11 protein-coding genes are annotated in these 18,173 nt (G+C 61.6%); 3 read left to right on the top strand and 8 right to left on the bottom strand.

Features of this window, described 5'->3' with window-relative positions; translation table 11 throughout:
- Positions 1–263: 263 nt before the first annotated feature.
- On the bottom strand, positions 264–2,834 hold the full coding sequence (locus LQR33_RS13285; RefSeq protein ID WP_231178842.1) for a TonB-dependent receptor: 2,571 nt from the start codon (positions 2,832–2,834) through the stop codon (positions 264–266).
- Positions 2,835–3,567: 733 nt separating this feature from the next.
- Between LQR33_RS13285 and LQR33_RS13280 the strand changes: the two genes are divergently transcribed.
- The 3 genes from LQR33_RS13280 to LQR33_RS13270 all read left to right on the top strand — a co-directional run bounded on the left by LQR33_RS13280 (position 3,568) and on the right by LQR33_RS13270 (position 7,774).
- The gene (locus LQR33_RS13280) at positions 3,568–5,202 is read left to right on the top strand and encodes a S53 family peptidase (RefSeq protein ID WP_231469292.1); all 1,635 of its coding nucleotides are present in this window, start codon (positions 3,568–3,570) and stop codon (positions 5,200–5,202) included.
- Between the two features lie 232 nt (positions 5,203–5,434).
- A complete protein-coding gene (locus tag LQR33_RS13275) occupies positions 5,435–7,048 on the top strand; it encodes a S53 family peptidase (RefSeq protein WP_231469290.1) in 1,614 nt (537 codons plus the stop codon).
- A 93-nt stretch (positions 7,049–7,141) separates the two neighbouring features.
- Positions 7,142–7,774: a CREG family protein gene (locus tag LQR33_RS13270; protein ID WP_231469289.1), complete on the top strand. Its 633-nt coding sequence runs from the start codon at positions 7,142–7,144 to the stop codon at positions 7,772–7,774.
- 7 nt (positions 7,775–7,781) lie between these two features.
- Here LQR33_RS13270 and LQR33_RS13265 read toward each other — a convergent pair whose 3' ends face one another.
- The 7 genes from LQR33_RS13265 to trhP all read right to left on the bottom strand — a co-directional run bounded on the left by LQR33_RS13265 (position 7,782) and on the right by trhP (position 18,157).
- Positions 7,782–9,242: a PhoPQ-activated protein PqaA family protein gene (locus LQR33_RS13265; protein ID WP_221667087.1), complete on the bottom strand. Its 1,461-nt coding sequence runs from the start codon at positions 9,240–9,242 to the stop codon at positions 7,782–7,784.
- Between the two features lie 168 nt (positions 9,243–9,410).
- The gene (argS, locus tag LQR33_RS13260; RefSeq protein ID WP_221664488.1) at positions 9,411–11,129 is read right to left on the bottom strand and encodes an arginine--tRNA ligase; all 1,719 of its coding nucleotides are present in this window, start codon (positions 11,127–11,129) and stop codon (positions 9,411–9,413) included.
- A 279-nt stretch (positions 11,130–11,408) separates the two neighbouring features.
- Entirely contained in the window at positions 11,409–12,929 is a 1,521-nt protein-coding gene (locus tag LQR33_RS13255; RefSeq protein WP_231469287.1) for a DUF3138 family protein, read from the bottom strand.
- 101 nt (positions 12,930–13,030) lie between these two features.
- Entirely contained in the window at positions 13,031–13,870 is an 840-nt protein-coding gene (locus LQR33_RS13250; protein WP_166440501.1) for an ABC transporter permease subunit, read from the bottom strand.
- Entirely contained in the window at positions 13,867–14,775 is a 909-nt protein-coding gene (locus tag LQR33_RS13245; RefSeq protein WP_231150768.1) for an ABC transporter permease subunit, read from the bottom strand. Before LQR33_RS13245 ends, LQR33_RS13250 begins: the two co-directional genes overlap by 4 nt.
- 192 nt (positions 14,776–14,967) lie before the next feature.
- Positions 14,968–16,068: a polyamine ABC transporter substrate-binding protein gene (locus LQR33_RS13240; protein ID WP_021477937.1), complete on the bottom strand. Its 1,101-nt coding sequence runs from the start codon at positions 16,066–16,068 to the stop codon at positions 14,968–14,970.
- A gap of 742 nt (positions 16,069–16,810) precedes the next feature.
- A complete protein-coding gene (trhP, locus tag LQR33_RS13235; RefSeq protein WP_231469296.1) occupies positions 16,811–18,157 on the bottom strand; it encodes a prephenate-dependent tRNA uridine(34) hydroxylase TrhP in 1,347 nt (448 codons plus the stop codon).
- Positions 18,158–18,173 lie beyond the last annotated feature (16 nt).

The following is an 18,173-nucleotide window of genomic DNA, read 5'->3' as shown; positions in this document are numbered from 1 at the left end:
CTGTCACCAGCGCGTAGATCAACAAGGCATGGAATACGATGACGCCCGCCAAGCCGGCCGAGCGGCGGCTAAGCATCCCGCTGTTGCGTTTGATGGAAACACTGCTCATTGCGATTACCTTCCCTGCTTGCATGCGCTTGCGAACCGGAAGCCGGCTAGCCGCCAGCCCCGACAACACAAAGTGAACTCCCATAACGGACTTGCCGCAATCCGTAATCACCCCCAGACGCCAGGCGGCGTCCGGGGGCCGCATGCCCTGCGGCTTACATCTTGTAGTTGAACTTCATGAAGTAAGCGCGACCCACCTGGTCAGCGAAGCGCGCATCGTAGTTGCCTTGGAACAGGTATTGCTGATTGCTCCACGGCGGCAGTTGGTCAAACAGGTTGCGCACGCCGGCGGTCAGGGTCAGCTGCTTGTTCACCTCATAACTGCCGGACATGTTCCAGGTGGAATACGGCTTGACCATATGATTGGTAGCAGCGAATGCAGCACCGGAGTTCTGATCGGTGTAACCCGACTTGTAGTTCTGGGACAGCAAGCCGCTCCAGGCGCCGCGGTTCCAATTCAGGGTCAGGTTATGCTGCCAGCGGAAGGTCGGCTCGTTTTGCGTGGCGACGTATTGGCCGAGATTGCTGTAATAAGCGCCGTTCTCCTCGATCTGATAGATATTTTTAGCGAGATAGGTGCCCGCCAGCTCTACCGTGAAGTTGCCGACCGAAGTTTTCGGCAGCGTCCAGCGGAAATCGACATCCAAACCAGCCGAGCTGGAATTGCCCATATTCTGGGTGGTGGAGATCGCCGTCAGGTTGCCGCCATTGTTCGGATCGTAGAACAGCAGGCTGTTGTGGTTGCCGTCAAACAGAGTCGCCTCGGACATCGTGCTGATCTGATGCTTGACCATCACCCACCACAGGTCCGCGCTGGCGGTGATGCTCTTTATCGGCTCGATCACGATGCCAACCGACAGCGAGGAGGACTTCTCCGGCTGCAGCTTGGTATTGCCGCCCACCTTGAGGTAGCGCTGCAGGCTCGGGCAGCTGGACGACAGGCTTGGGCAGCTCAGCGGATCCGCATAGAAGTTGCCGGTCAGCTGGCTCTGGTTGGGCTGGTACATGTCGTACAGCGACGGCGCGCGGAAGCCCGTGCTGGCGGAGGTGCGCAGCAGCACTTGCGGCGACAGTTCATAGCGCAAGGATACTTGCGGGCTGATCGAGTTGCCCACGTCATTGTAGTGGTCATAACGAACAGCTACCTTGCCGTCCAGATGCTTCACGATGGGCACGTCAGCCTCGGCGAACAGCGCCGACACACTCCGGTTTCCCTTGGTGTTCAAGGACTGGTTCATGCCAGGACCGATGGCGTCCTTGGAAATCGGATAGTTGAAGTTATGCTCCAGCGTGTCATGCCGGGTCTCTCCGCCGAATGCGACGGCGAGCGGACCTGCAGGCAACTGCAGCACTTCCTTGCTCAGGCTGAAGTCGGCGCTGGCAACGGTGTACTTGCCATCATCCAGGTGGCCCTTGACGCCGATCTGGCTCCAGACATTCGGATCCGTAGCCAAACCGGACACCAAGCTGATCTGGTTATTCAGATAGGCGTTAGCCACTTCCTTGTCGCCAGTGTAGCCGCTGACCAGCTCCTCGGTCGCATAGCTCTGGGAATATCCCAAGCCAGTCCTATAGTCCCAGCCGCCCAGTTGGCCTTCCAGATTCAGTTGGAGCTTCTGCTGAACATTCACCGCCTCAGTCACGCGATTGCCCAGGGGCATGGTGCGCAGGAAGGGAGAGATGGAAGCGCTGCCGTCAGCTGTGACGATGCCCTGCGTTCCGCTCGGCAGGAAAACCTCAAGTCCGGTCGGAGCAGGCGCCGAGATTGTCGTGTTCTTGTTGCGGGTGATGTTGTAGGTCACCGACAACTCGTGATTGTCGCCAATGCGGAGCGTACCCTTCGCCAGGCCAGACCACTGCTCCGTTTCCGGCTGAATCCCCACCATGGTGCCCGGGTACATTTTACAAGTGCCGCCCTTGGCAGTGGCCGCGCCGCAATTCGGATAACCGCTCGGCCCGATCAGGCTGTTGCCGCCATCGATGGTGTAATTGGCCGGATAGCTGTTGGAGCTGGCCTTCATCGCCGGCGTGATCGCGGATGCGAAGTTCCGCTGGCTGGCCATGATGGGATCAGTCTTGTGGTAGGAAGCTGTGGCGTAGACGTTGAAGCCGTCTTTGGACAAATTGCCGTAGCCATAAGAACCGTTCAGGTTCTTTTCATTGCCGCCGGAACGCTGCGGCGTCATGAAGTCGCCGCCGATGCTCAGGCCTTCGGAGGTCTTTTTCGTGATGAAGTTGATCACGCCGCCGATGGCATCGCTGCCGTAAATGGCCGCCGCGCCATCCGGCAACACATCCACTCGCTCGATGGCTGACAGCGGAATGGCGTTCAGGTCGGCTGCGGTGCCGTCGAAGGGGTGATAAGGCACGCGGCGGCCGTCCAGCAGCACCAGGGTGTATTGCTGGCCCAGGCCGCGCAAGTTGGCAAACGCGGCACCGCCGGTGGAAAGGCCGACGCTGGAGTTGGCGCCGATATTGGACTGGTTGGAAGCCAGAGCATTGACCACCTGCTCAACCGTATTCAGCCCCTGCTTGGCCAGATCGCTTACCTTGATCGTGGTGACCTCGGTAGCCTTTTCGCTTTTCAAGCGCTTGATGTGGGAACCGATCACGTCCACGCGCTGCAAGGAGTTGTCTCCTGAGTCATCGGCGTGGGCAAGCTGCGCGTATCCAACGCTGCCGACTAGCGACAGCGCCACCGCAAGCGCTTTTCTCTTGTAGTTCATCATTTCTCCAAATCCCTTGTAGAGGTACTGCCCGCCGCCTCGTGGGCGGCCGTCTTATCTATTTGTCGTGCCGATTAAAGGCAATTCGAGTGTGAAAGTTTGTAATGACTAACGTCAACAGCCATTTACTTTTGTCTATCGCCCCAAAAAGAAAGCAAACAAACACATTTAGATGTGTCATAGATCGTCACAAATAAATCAAACAAACAAGTAATAATTTCAGCGCAAATTCCATTGGCATGTCACAGTTCGTCACAAAGACAAATTGAGAAATACTTTTCAACACGCATAAATGATGTCTAATTTGTTGCATTTACGCAGTGCATTCATCTTTATGTTGTGCCATTCACACTCCTTGCCTGACAACCGCTTCTTGTTTGATTCATAAAAACTCATCACAGCCATGAGTAATGGTGGAATACAAAAAAACGAGCGAATAGTATAAATGCTCTATTTCGTCATTCATCAGCATTCAAAGACTTCCAAAAGGGGTAAATGTTTGCAAATTTGATTAAGCATCATTTCAAAGTATGAATTTATATTAAATTCATTTGGCATTTTCATTTTGAATGACCTATTGCGGAATAGTCGTATGAAATTACGGCATGCCTCGAACAATTCAGAGGCAACCACCGGCCAAGGGCGCGAACACAATTCGCAATACAAGCCCTGCCGCTATCAGGAAAAGGCATATCGTCTTTTCCTGTACTTAAACCGCAAGAGGAGAAACTGCATGTTTGCAAAACAGCACGCTATAGCACTGATCGTTGCCGGCGTATTCGCCGCCGGCGCCCAAGCAGGAGAAGCCTGGGTCAACACCGCGACCCAAGCCCACCCACTGGTCTCCACCCTGACCAGCGCCGCCGCCAAGAGCGTCGGCGAGCTCGCTGCCGGCCAATCGGTGCATGTAGCCGTGACCCTGAAGCTGCGCAACAAGGCCCAGCTGGACGCGCTGACCGACAGCCTGCTCGCCGGCACCAGCCACAAGACCCTGAGCCACGCCGACTTTATGGCCCAGTACGCGCCGACCCCGGCTCAGGTGCAAAAGGTGGTGGCCCACCTGCAAAAGAACGGCTTCCGCAACATCAAGGTGGCCCCGAACCGCATGCTGATCACCGCGGACGGCAGCGCCGCCACCGCCAAGACCGCATTCAACGCCACCCTCCACCACTTCAACGTCAACGGCCGCACTGCCTTCGCCAACGTGACCGCCGCCCAGGTGCCGCAATCGTTGGGCGACACCGTGCTGGCCGTTCATGGCCTGCAGAACGTCCACACCTTCCACACCACCCTGCAGAAGAGCGGCGTGAAGACCCTGGCCTCGGCCAAGACCAACAGCGTCACCGGCCACAACCCGACCGACTTTCCGCTGATCTACAACGCCAGCAGCCTGCCGGCCGCCAGCAATACCACCGTGGGCATCATCTCGGAAGGCGACCTGACCCAAACCTTGCAAGATCTGCAGCAGTTTGAAGACTCAGCCGGTTACAGCTATGTGCAAACCAACGTGATCAATGCCGGCGACGCTTCGTCCGACACCGATGGCGTAGGCGAATGGAACCTGGACAGCCAGGACATCCTGGCCGCCGCAGGCGGCGCGTTGCAGCAGATGAATTTCTACGTCGCCACCTCGATGACCAACGCCGACATCACTGCCGCCTACAACTCGGCAGTCAGCGACGGCTCGGCCAAGGTGATCAACGTGTCGCTGGGCGAGTGCGAACGCGACGCGCAAAGCGATGGCACCGTCGCCTCCGACGATCAGATCTTCCAGACCGCTGTGGCTCAGGGCCAGACCTTCTCGGTTTCCACCGGCGACTCCGGCTCCGCCGAATGCGGCAGCACCTCGGGCCAGAGCTACCCGGCGACTTCGCCCTACGTGATCGCCATCGGCGGCACCACGCTGAGCACCAGCGGCACCAAGTACTCGTCGGAATCGGTATGGAACGGCGGCGGCGGCGGCCCGAGCGTCATCGAAGCGGCTCCGTCTTGGCAAACCAAGGCCGGCGTGCTGACCACGTCCAAGACCAAGCGCGGCGTGCCGGACGTGTCCTTCGACGCGGATCCGAACAGCGGCGCGCTGGTCGTCGTGAACGGCAGCAATCAGCAAATCGGCGGCACCAGCCTGGCCGCTCCGCTGTTCACCGGTTTCTGGGCCCGCATCCAGTCCGCGCACGGCAATAGCCTGGTTTCCCCGAATCCGGCCATCTATCAGTATTTCAAGGCCAACCCGTCGCTGTACCACGACGTGACCAGCGGCAACAACGGCGGCTACAAAGCCACCGCCAGCTGGGATTACGCCACCGGCTGGGGCAGCCTGAACGTCGCCAACCTGAATACCTTCATCAACAGCCACTCCGGCTTCTAAGAAGGCTTCAGGCAAAAAGGAAAGCCCCGGGCAACCGGGGCTTTTTCTGTTTTAGCGCGACACAAACCTGACCATGCGACGATGACAAATCTATTCAAATCATATAATTACAAATCAACCCGGCAATTAAAGAGTAAATACTTTACAAGCTAGAACAGACCCACTATCAAGGAAAAATGCGCGGACGATCGCCGCTCTGAATGCGCACGACGCGGTTTTCAGGAGAAATGGCATGCGGGTCAACAAACCGACTCTGTCTCTGTTCCTTGGCCTGTTCAGCCTCGCGGCGGACGCCGCCGGCTGGGCAAGCACCGGCACCCAGGCCCATCCCACCCAGCAACTGATCCCCGAGGCCCGCGACGCGGGAGAAGTGGCCGGCGGCGAGTTAGTGCACATCGCGGTCAGCCTGGCCGTGCGCAACAAGGCCGCCCTGGACGCGCTGACCGATAGCATCCAGACCGGACAAGGGCAGCCGATCACCGATGCCCAGTTCATCGCCCAATACGCGCCCACCCAGGCCCAGGTGCAACAGGTGGTCAACCATCTGCGGCAAAACGGTTTCCGCAATATCGCCGTTTCCTCCAATAACCTGCTGCTTACCGCCGATGGCAGCGCCGCCACCGTTTACGGTGCCTTCCAGACCAAGCTGCGTCGATACAACGTCAATGGCCGCCAGGCGGTGGCCAATGCGCAGGACGCCCAGGTGCCGGCGAGCCTGGCCGGCATCGTGCTGGCGGTTCACGGGCTGCAGAGCGCCCACCAATTCCATGCCGCCTTCCACGCCCAAAGCGTCAGCAAGGCCGCCGCCGGCGTCATCGCCCACAAACCGGCCGACTTCGCCTCCATCTACAACGCCGCCAGCCTCCCCTCCGCCAAGAACGGCGTGGCCGGCATCATCGCCGAGGGCAACCTGAGCCAGACGGTTGCGGACCTGAACAGTTACGCCAAGAGCGCGGGCTTCGCCGCGCCCAGCGTGGCCATCGTCAACGCCGGCGCGCCCAGTTCCGACACTTCGGGCATTCTGGAATGGAACCTGGACAGCCAGACCATGCTCGCCGCCAGCGGCGGCGCGCTGAAGCAGCTGCAGTTTTACGTCGCGCCGTCGATGAACAACGCCGACATCGCCGCGGCCATCAACGCAGCGGTAGCCGCCAACAGCGCCAAAGTGATTAATGTGTCGCTGGGCGAATGCGAGTTGGGCGCGAAAGCTTCCGGCATGACCGCCAGCGTAGACCAGATGCTGCAGGCCGCCATCGCGCACGGACAGACCTTCTCCGTCTCGAGCGGCGACTCAGGCTCTTATGAATGCGGCGGCAATACCGCCTATCAAAGCTATCCGGCGGTTTCTCCCTACGTGATCGCGGTGGGCGGCACCACGCTGAACACCAGCGGAACAACGACGTACGGCAGCGAAAAAACCTGGAGCGGCGGCGGCGGCGGCCCCAGCGCCACCGAAGCCGCGCCGTCCTGGCAAACGGCCGCCGGCGTGCTGACCGCGTCCAAGACCAAGCGCGGCGTGCCGGACATCGCCTTCGACGCCGACCCGAACAGCGGCGAGCTGGTGCTGGTGGCCGGCGGCACTTACCAGGTAGGCGGCACCAGCCTGGCCGCGCCGCTGTTCAGCGGATTCTGGATCCGCATCCAGTCGGCCAACGGCAACAAGCTGACTTCGCCGGCCAATGCCATCTACAAGTACTTCAAGGCCAACCCGTCGCTGTACCGCGACGTGGCCAGCGGCAGCAACGGCGCCTACAAGGCCGCGGCAGGCTGGGACTACGCCACTGGCTGGGGCAGCCTGAACATCGCCAACCTCAACGCCTTTATCGCCAAAACCGCCGGCTTCTGAAACGCCAGACGGCAACGCCCCGCCTCGGCGGGGCGTTTGCTTTGGCCCGGCCGCCGCTTAGAATGACAGCATCGCTCCCCATCCCGGCAAGCCATGAAACCCGACCTCGCCATCAGTCTGCTGCACCAGTGCCGCCACGCCACGCTGGCCACCCAGTCGCACGCCTATCCGGGCTATCCCTACGCCAGCGCCATCCAGTTCTTCTGCGACGAGCATCATCGCCCGGTATTCGTGGTCAGCGCGCTGGCCGAGCACAGCAAAAACCTGCTGGCCGATCCGTGCATCAGCCTGTCCCTGCTCGCGCCGGACGGCGACTCGGCGCAGTCGGCCGCCCGGCTGACCATGCTGGGCGACGCCGAGCGCTTCGACGCTTCCGACGCGCTGCGCCGCCGGCTGCTGCGCTATCTGCCCGAGGCGGAAGAATGGCTGGCGCTGGATTTCATGTTTTTCCGCTTGATTCCCAAACGGCAGCGCTTGATCGCCGGCCTGGGAAAGATGGGCTGGATAGAAGACAACGCCTGGGCGGCGCTGCCCTCGCTGGCGCTGGACGAGGAGCAAGCGCTGCTAACCGAGGCGCAGGCGGCGCTGCCATCAACAATCCGGCTGTTGGGCTGCGATTGTTTCGGTGCCGATCTGCTGGACAATGGCCGCTACCGGCGCGCGGACTGGGAGGCGGCGTCGCCCGCCACTTCCCAGATCCGCGAACGGCTGCTGCGGCTGGGTTAAAGGATGATCAACCTCCCAGTTGCAGGCGCGAGGCGGCGAAAGGCGTCTTGGATCCATCCGGATAGCGCTGGGGCCAGATCAGCGGCGGCGTGGTCCAGGTGAAGTCCTTGCCCTCGAATTCGATGAAATAAGCCTGCCAGCCCGGTTGTGCGGCGTCCGGCGTGAATTCAAAGCGGCACTCGCCCTGCCGGCACTTGCCTTCGATCGGCTGATCCTGATAGCGGATGCCGGAACGGAGGCGGAAATCGCGGCTGTCCGGATTGCGCGCCAGCCATAATCTGGCGTGGACCGCCGGCTCCCGGGTGCTCACGCTGATCCGTCCATTGCGCTCGTCCCCCTCCACGCTGGCCTCGGGCAAAGGCTTGCCCGCCAGCCAGCGGCCCATGAACTGGCTCAGCGCCTCGCCCACCTGCTTGCTGCCCACGTAATGGGACTGATTGGGCAGATAGCGCAGCTGCATTGGCCCCTTCAACATCGGCAGGTAGCTCCAGGCGGAGTCCGGCACCGCGAAGTCGTCGCCGGACGCGGAAATCATGTATTTCTTCAAGCGCGGCATGCTTTTCGGGTAATTGACCACATCCTCGAACCGCAGCAAGGCGTCGAAGCCGGGGCTGCCGTTCAGCACCTCGCCAGTGATGCCGTTTCTGTCATAATCGCGCAGCGCCACCGGCCATTGCTTGCCGTAGCTGTTGTACACATGGGTGAAGTTGGCGCGCACGCTCCAGAAATCCGCGACCACCGGCACGATGGCCTGTACCCGTTCGTCGTTCAATCCGGCCAGCCAACTGGTCCAGCCGCGCTTGGAGCTGCCCGACAGCACGAAGGCGCGCGCATCCGGCAAGCTGGCCTGGATCGCGTCCATCGCAGCGACGGCAGCCTGCGTCATCGGCAGATGCAACGAGCTGAAACGATCGGCCTCCGGCTGGTCCACGCTCTTGCGCCAGCTGTAGGCGACCAGCGCGTCCTCGCGGCCAGCCGGCTGTCCGTCCAGCTTCAGGCTCTGGTTGGGAGCGTAATACAGCTCGGCCACCGCGATGCCCAACCCGCGCGCCAACTCCGCGATCGGCAACGGATCCCCCGGCGCTTGCGGGCCCTTGTCGGCATGGTTGCTGCCGCCGCTGACATACAGCAGTACCGGCGAGCCGGGCTTGCGTCCCGGCGGCAACGCCAGCTTCAATTCGTGCTCCCACTGCGGCGCGTCGCTGGCCAGCGTGCTGCCCTTGCCAGGCCAGCGCTGCGACACGAAACCGTAGCTGCGCACCTTGACGCCGCCCTCCTCGCGTTCGCCGAGCAGCTTGGCTGGTTGCTGGCTGGCTTTGGCCTGCTTCAGATACTGCGACACGGTTTGCGGATCGTTTGGCGCCGGAGCTTGCCCCGCTTGCGAAACGGCGGGAAGCGACAGGCAGAGCGCGATGCCGGCGCGGCGCGCGGCGGTGGAAAACGAAGCGTTCATCAGGATGGCATTCATATTATTTGCAAGGTTGATTTTCATTAGCGTGGGTAGAGCAAATGCACTCCCGCCCACGATGGACAGCCTCCGGTCCAATCCGTTCAGGAAATACGCCCCAGCCGCCCATCAATGAAAAAACCCCGCCGGATGCGGCGGGGTTCCTCGCGATGGCCATGGCCTCGGCGTTTACATCGATTCCAGCACCTTGATGCCCAGCAGGTCCAGACCGGTCTTCAGCGTGCGGGCGGTCAGCGCGGACAGCTGTAGGCGGCTGGCGCGGACCTCGCCCTCGCTCTTGAGGATCGGGCAGGCTTCGTAGAAGCGCGAGAACAGCGTGGCGATGTGGTACAGGTACTGGGACAGGTAGTGCGGGTAGCAACCTTCCACCACGGCGTTCAGCGTGTCCTCGAACTGCGCCAGCGCGGCGGCCAGCTGCTTCTCGGCCGGCTCGGTGATCACGATCTTGGCGTTGGCGTCATAGCCCTCGGCCTTGCGGAACACGCTCTGCACGCGGGTATACGCGTACTGCAGATACGGAGCGGTGTTGCCCTCGAAGGCCAGCATGGTGTCCCAGTTGAAGATGTAATCGCTCATCCGGTTCTTGGACAGGTCGGCGTACTTCACCGCGCCGATGCCCACCGCGTTGGCGATCTCGCGCTTCTGCTCTTCGGACAGGTCCGGATTCTTCTCCGCCACCAGCGCGTAGGCGCGCTCCTGCGCCTCGTGCAGCAGTTCGATCAATTTGACCGTGCCGCCGGAGCGAGTCTTGAACGGCTTGCCGTCGTCGCCCATCATCACGCCGAAGCCGACATGCTCCAGCTTCATCGCTTCCGGCGCGAAACCGGCCTTGCGGCAGATGGTGAACATCTGGGCGAAGTGCTGGCTCTGGCGCGCGTCCACCACGTAGATCACGCGGTCCAGCTTCAGCTCGCGGTGGCGGTAGCGCACCGCGCCGATATCGGTGGTGGTGTAGATGAAGCCGCCGTCCTTCTTCTGGACGATCACGCCCATCGGCTGGTCTTCCTGGGTGCGGAACTCCTCCAGGAACACCACCTGGGCGCCGTCGCTCTCGGTGAGCAGGCCGGCCGCGCGCAACTCCTGCACGATCACCGGCAGGTCGTCGTTGTACGACGATTCGCCGCGCACGTGCTCGCGCTTCAGGCCAACGTTCAGCGTCTGATAAACCTCTTCGCAATGCTTCAGCGACACGTCGACGAAACGGCGCCACAGCTTCAGCACTTCCGCATCGCCGCCTTGCAACTTGACCACGTAGTCGCGCGCGGTGTTGGCGAAGTCCTCGCTTTCGTCGAAGCGGATCTTGGCGTTGCGGTAGAAAGTTTCCAGATCGGACAGCTGCAGGTCGGCGTCGCCCGCGTGACTGGTTTCCACCAGGTAGGCCACCAGCATGCCGAACTGAGTGCCCCAGTCGCCTACGTGGTTGGCGCGGACCACGTCGTGGCCGACGTATTCCATCACGCGCGCCAGCGCGTCGCCGATGATGGACGAGCGCAGGTGGCCGACGTGCATTTCCTTGGCCAGGTTGGGCGAGGAATACTCCACCATCACACGCAGCGGCTGCACCGGCGCGATGCCCAGCTTGTCGTCTTTCAGGGCGGCTTCGCTTCGTCGGGCCAGATATTCAGGGGCTAGATGAATATTGATGAAACCCGGACCGGCGATTTCCACCTTGTCGGCGATGCCGGCAAGATCCAGCGCGGCGACGACCTTTTCGGCCAGCGCGCGCGGATTGGTTTTCAGCGCTTTGGCGGCGCCCATTACGCCGTTGGCCTGGTAGTCGCCGAATTCCGGCTTGGAAGCCGGCTGGACCACGGCAGGCGCGTCAGGCGCGCCCGCTGCCGCCAGCGCTGCCTGAACCCGTTCGTTGATCAGTTGATGAATCGTCATTGATAGCCCCACGAAATGCCGCGAAAACGAAAAAATGTCTTCGCTTCTGAAAAATGTGTGTTTGATTGTATGCGCCCGCGCCGATGCGGGCAATGCTTGGCCTCGCCCGATCCGGCTGGAATCGACCATCATTTGATCCCATACGGCATGAGCCGGCCATTTTCGCCGGATGGACGCGCCGGCCAGCATGGAAAGATGGCAATGATAAAGGCATTTTGCGCAGCGCGGCGCAAATAAAAAGGCAGCGGACGACGCCGCTGCCTGCGGGAAGCAAAACATTTAGAAGGTATAAACCGCCTGCGCGCCCAACATGTCGTTGCCCTTCTTCATGCTGCCGTCGTTGCGCTGGAATACCGCCTGGCTGGCCCAGTCGTGCCGGTACTCCAACTTCAGCGTGAACTGATCGGTCGGGAAGAACAGCAGGTCGGCGGTCAGCGCCATGCGGTTGGCGCCCTTGCAATTGGTGGAGCCGCTGGCCAGGCAGGCCGGGTCGACGCCGAAACCATTGACGCCGTCGTAGCCTCCCGCGCCCAGCGCCACGCCGCCGCCGCCGCCGCCATTCTTGCTGTTGTTCAGATAGTCGTAGCGCAGCGTGGCGCCCATCTTGCCCAGCGACTCCGTCATCCACTTGCGGTGGCCCAGCAGCGACACGCCGTACCACTGCGCCGAGCCGCCGTTCCAGGCCGCTTTCTGCTGCTGGCCGTAGTCCAGCTCGGCGTTGTATTGGATGTCGCCCAGCGTGTAGCTGGCGTCGGCCTCGGTGAAGAAGTAATTGGAGTAAGGATCGGCGGACACGCACTGGTAGCCGAAGCCGACATTGCCGCCCAGGCAGCCATTGGTCACCGGAACGGGGCTTGTCGCCGACTGGGCCGCGCTGGTCAGCAAGGTCTGCCGGCCAGCGTTGAACGACCAGCCCAGATCCAGCGCGCTGCTCCAGGTGTAATCGACGCGCGCGGTGAAGGTGGGCGTGTTGTTGCTCTTCACCTGCGGATTGCCGTTAGCGGAATTGGTGCCGGTATTGGCCAAGTTGGCGTGGGTGCGGTATTGCTCGTTAGCCAGCAGGAACTTCCACGCCCACACGTCGTGGCTCCAGTTGAAGCCGGCGCCGACATAGCTGCCCGGGTCGCTGAAGTCGTACAGCAGGCCGTGGGTCAGCGTCACCATCTGATTGGACTGCTGCACCTCGTAGCCGCCGAAGCTGTTCATCAGGCCGGCGTTGAAGGTCCAGGTGTCGGACAGCGGGAAGTTGATCACCGCGGTGTTGACGATGTTGTTGCCGCTGCCGCCGTCCAGCAGCGTGTTGCCGCTGCCGCGGTTGGGCATGATGCTGATTTCGGCGCTGGGCGCGGTGGGGCCGACGCCGAAGGTTTTCTTGATGTCCAGGTAGACGTCGCCGAAGGTGCTGTTGCTGTAAGCGTAGACATTCTGGTGGTTCAGGAACTGGAAGCCGGAGCTGTTGTTGTTGCGGTTGTAGATATAGGTGGGGTCGAGATAGCCGGTGACGCTGAGGCCGGCCAACGGCCCGTCGGTGGATGCGGTGTTGAGCTTGTCCACCTTCAGCTCCATATTCGCCACCCGCTCTTTCAGCTCGGTGTTGGCGTCGTCGCCCCCAGCCACCGCGGCCTCCTTCTGCCCGCCAACCGGCGCCGTTGCCGCCTCCACCGCCTTCTGCAGTTCCGCCATCTGCTGCTGCAGCTTCTGCATCTGCGACTTCAACCTGGCGATCTCGTCCGCCTTGGCGTCGGCCATCGCCATGCCTGGCAAGGCCGCGATCGCCGCGCTGATCAGTAACCTCTTCATCTTCGTTTCTCCTTGTGCCGCACTGCTTGTCGTTGTTTCCATCCGCAACCGCCCGGCACGGCAGGCGCAGCCCTGGCTCTGGGCCGCATCGCCCGCCGTTGTCAACTATTGGCGAAGGCCAAGCGCATCTCCTTTTCCCGCTTGCGCGTCATCGCGCTCATATAGATATTGGCTGCCACCACCCCCAGCGACACCAGCACGATGAACAAGGTGGCCAGCGCGTTCATTTCCGGATTCAGGCCCAGCCGCACGCGGGAGAAGATCACCATCGGCAGCGTGGTGGAGCCCGGGCCGGACAGGAAGGCGGTCAGCACTAGGTCGTCCAGCGACAAGGTGAAAGACAGCAACCAGCCCGATACCAGCGCCTGCGAGATCAAGGGCAGCGTGATGACGAAGAACACCTTCAGCGGCCGCGCGCCCAGGTCCATCGCCGCTTCCTCCAGCGACAGGTTCAGTTCCCTTACCCGCGACTGCACCACGATGGTGACGTAGGACACGCACAGCATCACGTGGCCTATCCAAATGGTGAACACGCCGCGCCCCTCCGGCCAGCCGAAGCTCTGCTCCATCGCCACGAACAACAGCAGCAGCGAGATGCCCTGGATCACTTCCGGAATCACCAGCGGCGCGTTGACCATGCCGGTGAACAGCGCGAACAGCCGGAAGCGGCCGAAGCGCCCCAGCACGAAGCCGGCCCAGGTGCCCATCACCACCGACGCCGTGGCCGTCATCAGCGCGATCTTCAGGCTGAGCCAGGCGGCGCTGATCAGCTCGTCATCGTCCAGCAGCGCCGCGTACCACTTGGTGGAGAAGCCGGACCATACCGTCACCAGCTTGGATTCGTTGAACGAATAGATCACCAGCAGCGCGATGGGCAAGTAGAGAAAGGCGTAGCCCAGCCCCAGCACCAGGATAGACAAGGGTTTGCTCGGCTTGATCATCGCGCCTCCTCCATGCTCTTGACTTGGTAATGCTGGAACAGCGCCATCGGCACCAGCAACAGCACCACCATGCAGCAAGTGACGGTGGCGGCCATCGGCCAGTCCATATTGTTGAAGAACTCATCCCACATCACCCGGCCTATCATCAGCGTGTCCGAGCCGCCGAGCAGCTCCGGGATCACGTACTCGCCCACCGCCGGGATGAACACCAAGAGGCTGCCGGCGATGATGCCGTTCTTGGACAAAGGCAAGGTCACCTGCCAGAACGCGCGCCACGGCTTGGCGCCCAGGTCGTATGCGGCTTCCAGCAGCGTCAGGTCCATTTTCACAAGGTGGGCGTACAAGGGCATGATCATGAACGGCAAGTAGGAAAACACCATGCCGATGTAGACGCCCCAATTGGTGTGGTACAGATGCAGCGGGCTGTCTATCACCCCCAGCCACAGCAGGAACTGGTTGAGGAAGCCGTCGTTCTTCAGGATGCCGATCCAGGCGTAAACGCGGATCAGGTAGGAGGTCCAGAACGGCAGCATCACCATCATCATCAGCGTGTTGCGCGTCGCGCCCTCGGCCCGGGCGATGTAGTAGGCCATCGGGTAGCCGATCAACAGGCACAACACAGTGGAGACGAAGGCCATCTTCACCGAGCTGATGTAGGTGGCGAAGTACAGGTCGTCGCTCAGCATGAACTTGTAGTGGCCGATATTGAGCGCGATGCCGACCACGTCGTTTTCAAACTTGACTAGCGGCGTGTACGGCGGAATGCCCAGCTGCTGCTGGGAGAAGCTGATGCCCACCACCAGCAGGAAGGGCAGCAGGAAAAAGACGAACAGGAACAGGAAAGGCACGCCTATCGCGGCCCCCCTGCCCGTCGGCAGACAGCGTTTCAGATCCGGTAGTTTCATGGCGGCACCACGACGCCCGCGGCGTCAAAGCGTTGCATCTCCATCGGCGGCGCGCGCGCCGATGCCCGTCGTCCGCCAGGATAGGCGGCCGATGTTCCACAGCTGTCCGGCCGTCCCGAAACACCCGGGCGGCGGACGATTGTGCTTATGCGATGAAAGGCCGGGCCGGAGCCTGTCCGGCCCCGGGCTGGCTCAGCGGCCGGTCTTCAGCTGGGTCCACAGCCGGTTCTGCAGCCGCATGATGTCCGGCGGCAGCGGCTTGAGCAGGAACAGCGTTTTCATCACCGGCTCCGGCGGATAGATGGTGGGATCGTTGGCGATCTCGGGCTTGACGAACTTGCGGGCCGCCGCGTTGACGGTGGGATAGAACACCTCGTTGGTGATCTCGGCGTTCACCTCGGGCGTCTCGATGTAGTTGATCCACTTGTGCGCCTCCTCCGGATGCGGCGCGTCTTTCGGAATCACCATCACGTCGAACCAGATCGGCGCGCCGGACTTGGGGATCACGTAGCCCAGCTGATAGGAGCGCTTGGCCTCCGCGGCTCGGTGCTTGGCGATGTTGACGTCGCCGGACCAGCCCAGCGCCAGACAGATGTCACCGTTGGCCAGATCGTTGATGTAGCCGGAAGAGTTGAACTGGGTGATGTAGGGGCGGATCTTCTTCAGGGCCTCGAACGCCGCCTGGTAGTCGGCGGGATTCTTGCTGTTCGGGTCCTTGCCCAGATGGTGCAGCGTGACCGCGAACACGTCGTTGGCCTGGTCCAGCACCGACACGCCGCAGCCCTTCAACTTGGACACATACTTGGGATCGAACAGGATGTCCCAACTGTCCAGCGGCGCGCCGGCTCCCAGCAGCGCCTTGACCTTGGTGTAGTTGTAGCCCAGGCCGTCGGTGCCGTAGGCCCAGGGCACGCCGTGGGCGTTGCCGGGATCGGCGTCGACGATCTTGGCCATCAGCGCCTTGTCCAGATGCGACAGATTGGGGATTTTGGACTTGTCCAGCTTCTGGTAGATGCCGGCCTCGATCTGCTTGGCCATGAAATTGGATGTGGGCACCACGATGTCGTAGCCGGCGCGGCCGGTCAGCATCTTGGCCTGCAAGGTGTCGTCGCTGTCGTAGACATCGTATTTCACCTTGACCCCGGTCTGCTTTTCGAAGCCCGGGATGGTGGTCTTGGCGATGTAGTCGGACCAGTTGTAGACGTTGAGCACCTTGTCCGCCGCCAGCGCGCCGGCGGCCGGCAGCAGCAACAGCAGCGAATACAGCGCGTTGCGAACCAGTTTCTTCTTCATGACAGGCTTCCTAAAGTGGCACGACCATAAACGTCCCCGTCCCGGAGCGGCCTGCGGCGATCCCGACGCGGCGACGCGCGTCATATGGACATGCCGAATATTGACCGGCCACGCCAAGCGGCGGAACTTCGAATCACTGCGTTCCATGCTGTCTAGCCGCTGACAATCCGCCGCAGACGCGCGGCGGCATAATGCCAACATATACCTTGCGGCCCCGGCCGCAATGATTACGGCGTTACAGCATGTAAAACGGCAAACGGATGGTATGGGTTCAGCTGAGCGGGAAGGGACGGGAAGGCGGACCGGCGCGCGGGGCTTCCGCGAACGGACGGGAAGGATGGCTGAAAAGCGCGAAGTCTACTGGACAGCGACAGGCGGCGGGCATCATCGTTTCCTCTCTTGGTCTCCGTACTGCACTGATGCGTTTAATAAAATCAACGCATTCATATTTATGTCACTACTTTTTAACCATATTCCCGAATGCGCGCAAGCGGGCGAAAGGTAAACGTTCAGAGCAACAGCGCGCGACAGCCATACGCGCGCTTGCAATCGTCGGCGCCAGACACCCACCGACTCCCTGCAGCCCTTTGCCAGCCGGCAATGCAAGACATTGGCATTAAAAAACAAATGATCGACCAGCCGCGTGGAAATCGCGCAACACCGACCTTGCAGCCAGGCTACAACCCTCAAAACAAAAAGGCTGCCAAAGGCAGCCTTTCGATACTAAGCGAGCGCTCGGGAATTACAGCAAGCGGGTGATCAGCGCCTTGCCGTCATAGCCGGCCAGCCCCGGGATGCGCACCTGCATGCCGTTGCCCGGCGCGACCTGCACCGCCTCGCCGTTGCGGGTCATCGCGGCCAGCTCAATCATGCGGTTGCCGGACGGATGGATGACTTCCAGCTTGTCGCCGACGGCGAAGCGGTTCTTCACCTCGACCAGCGCCCAGCCTTCGGCATCCACTTCGATCACGTCGCCGACGTATTGGCTCTGCTTGGCCTTGGAATGGCCGGTCAGGTAGTTTTGGTAATCCTGGCTCTGGTGGCGCTCCAGGAAGCCCGGCGTGTAGCCGCGGTTGGCCAGGCCGTCCAGATCGGCCAGCAGGCCGAGGTCGAACGGGCGGCCGGCGACGGCGTCGTCGATCGCCTTGCGATACACCTGCGCGGCGCGCGCCACGTAGTACAGGCTCTTGGTGCGGCCTTCGATTTTCAGCGAGTCCACGCCGATCTTGACCAGCTTCTCCACCTGCTCGACGGCTCGCAGGTCTTTGGAGTTCATGATATAGGTGCCGTGCTCGTCCTCGATGATGGGCATCAGCTCGCCCGGACGGCTGCCCTCTTCGATCAGATAGGTCTTGTCGGCCAGCGGGTGGCGCTGTTGGCTGCCGCAGGACGAGAAGCTCTGGTTGGCTTCTTCCATCGCCTTGTTGAAGTCGAACTGGATCACCTGAACGTCGCCGGCGGCATCACCCTCGGTATCGTGCATCTTGTAATCCCAACGGCAGGCGTTGGTGCAGGTGCCCTGGTTAGGATCGCGGTGATTGAAGTAGCCGGACAGCAGGCAGCGGCCCGAATAGGCGATGCACAAGGCGCCGTGCACGAACACCTCCAGCTCCATGTCCGGACATTCCTGGCGGATTTCCGCGATCTCGTCCAGGCTCAGCTCGCGCGACAGGATGATGCGCGACACGCCCAGCTTCTGCCAGAACTTGACGCCCATGTAGTTGACGGTATTCGCCTGCACCGACAGGTGGATCGGCACTTCCGGCCATTTTTCGCGAACCATCATGATCAGACCCGGATCGGCCATGATCAGCGCGTCCGGCTTCATCGCGATGACCGGCTCCATGTCGGCCATATAGGTCTTGATCTTGCTGTTGTGCGGCAGGATGTTGCTGGCGACGAAGAATAGCTTGCCGCGCGCGTGGGCCTCATCTATGCCCTGCTTCAGCTCTTCCAGCTTGAAGTCGTTGTTGCGGGCGCGCAGACTGTAGCGCGGCTGGCCGGCGTACACGGCGTCGGCGCCGAAATCATAGGCGGCGCGCATCTTGTCCAGCGTGCCGGCGGGCAGCAAGAGTTCGGGTGCTTTGATCATTGCGTGGGAAATT

The organism is Chromobacterium piscinae (genome assembly GCF_021129175.1).
Taxonomy (GTDB): domain Bacteria; phylum Pseudomonadota; class Gammaproteobacteria; order Burkholderiales; family Chromobacteriaceae; genus Chromobacterium; species Chromobacterium piscinae.
The sequence above is the reverse complement of the archived record's forward strand: the minus strand, read 5'-3'. Positions and strand labels throughout refer to the sequence as shown.

Excerpts from the sequence above, each read along its gene's own strand:
- LQR33_RS13285 (WP_231178842.1), bottom strand. The coding sequence starts at position 2,834 with ATGAACTACAAGAGAAAAGCGCTTGCGGTGGCGCTGTCGCTAGTCGGC.
- LQR33_RS13280 (WP_231469292.1), top strand. The coding sequence starts at position 3,568 with ATGTTTGCAAAACAGCACGCTATAGCACTGATCGTTGCCGGCGTATTC.
- LQR33_RS13275 (WP_231469290.1), top strand. The coding sequence starts at position 5,435 with ATGCGGGTCAACAAACCGACTCTGTCTCTGTTCCTTGGCCTGTTCAGC.
- LQR33_RS13270 (WP_231469289.1), top strand. The coding sequence starts at position 7,142 with ATGAAACCCGACCTCGCCATCAGTCTGCTGCACCAGTGCCGCCACGCC.
- LQR33_RS13265 (WP_221667087.1), bottom strand. The coding sequence starts at position 9,242 with ATGAATGCCATCCTGATGAACGCTTCGTTTTCCACCGCCGCGCGCCGC.
- argS (WP_221664488.1), bottom strand. The coding sequence starts at position 11,129 with ATGACGATTCATCAACTGATCAACGAACGGGTTCAGGCAGCGCTGGCG.
- LQR33_RS13255 (WP_231469287.1), bottom strand. The coding sequence starts at position 12,929 with ATGAAGAGGTTACTGATCAGCGCGGCGATCGCGGCCTTGCCAGGCATG.
- LQR33_RS13250 (WP_166440501.1), bottom strand. The coding sequence starts at position 13,870 with ATGATCAAGCCGAGCAAACCCTTGTCTATCCTGGTGCTGGGGCTGGGC.
- LQR33_RS13245 (WP_231150768.1), bottom strand. The coding sequence starts at position 14,775 with ATGAAACTACCGGATCTGAAACGCTGTCTGCCGACGGGCAGGGGGGCC.
- LQR33_RS13240 (WP_021477937.1), bottom strand. The coding sequence starts at position 16,068 with ATGAAGAAGAAACTGGTTCGCAACGCGCTGTATTCGCTGCTGTTGCTG.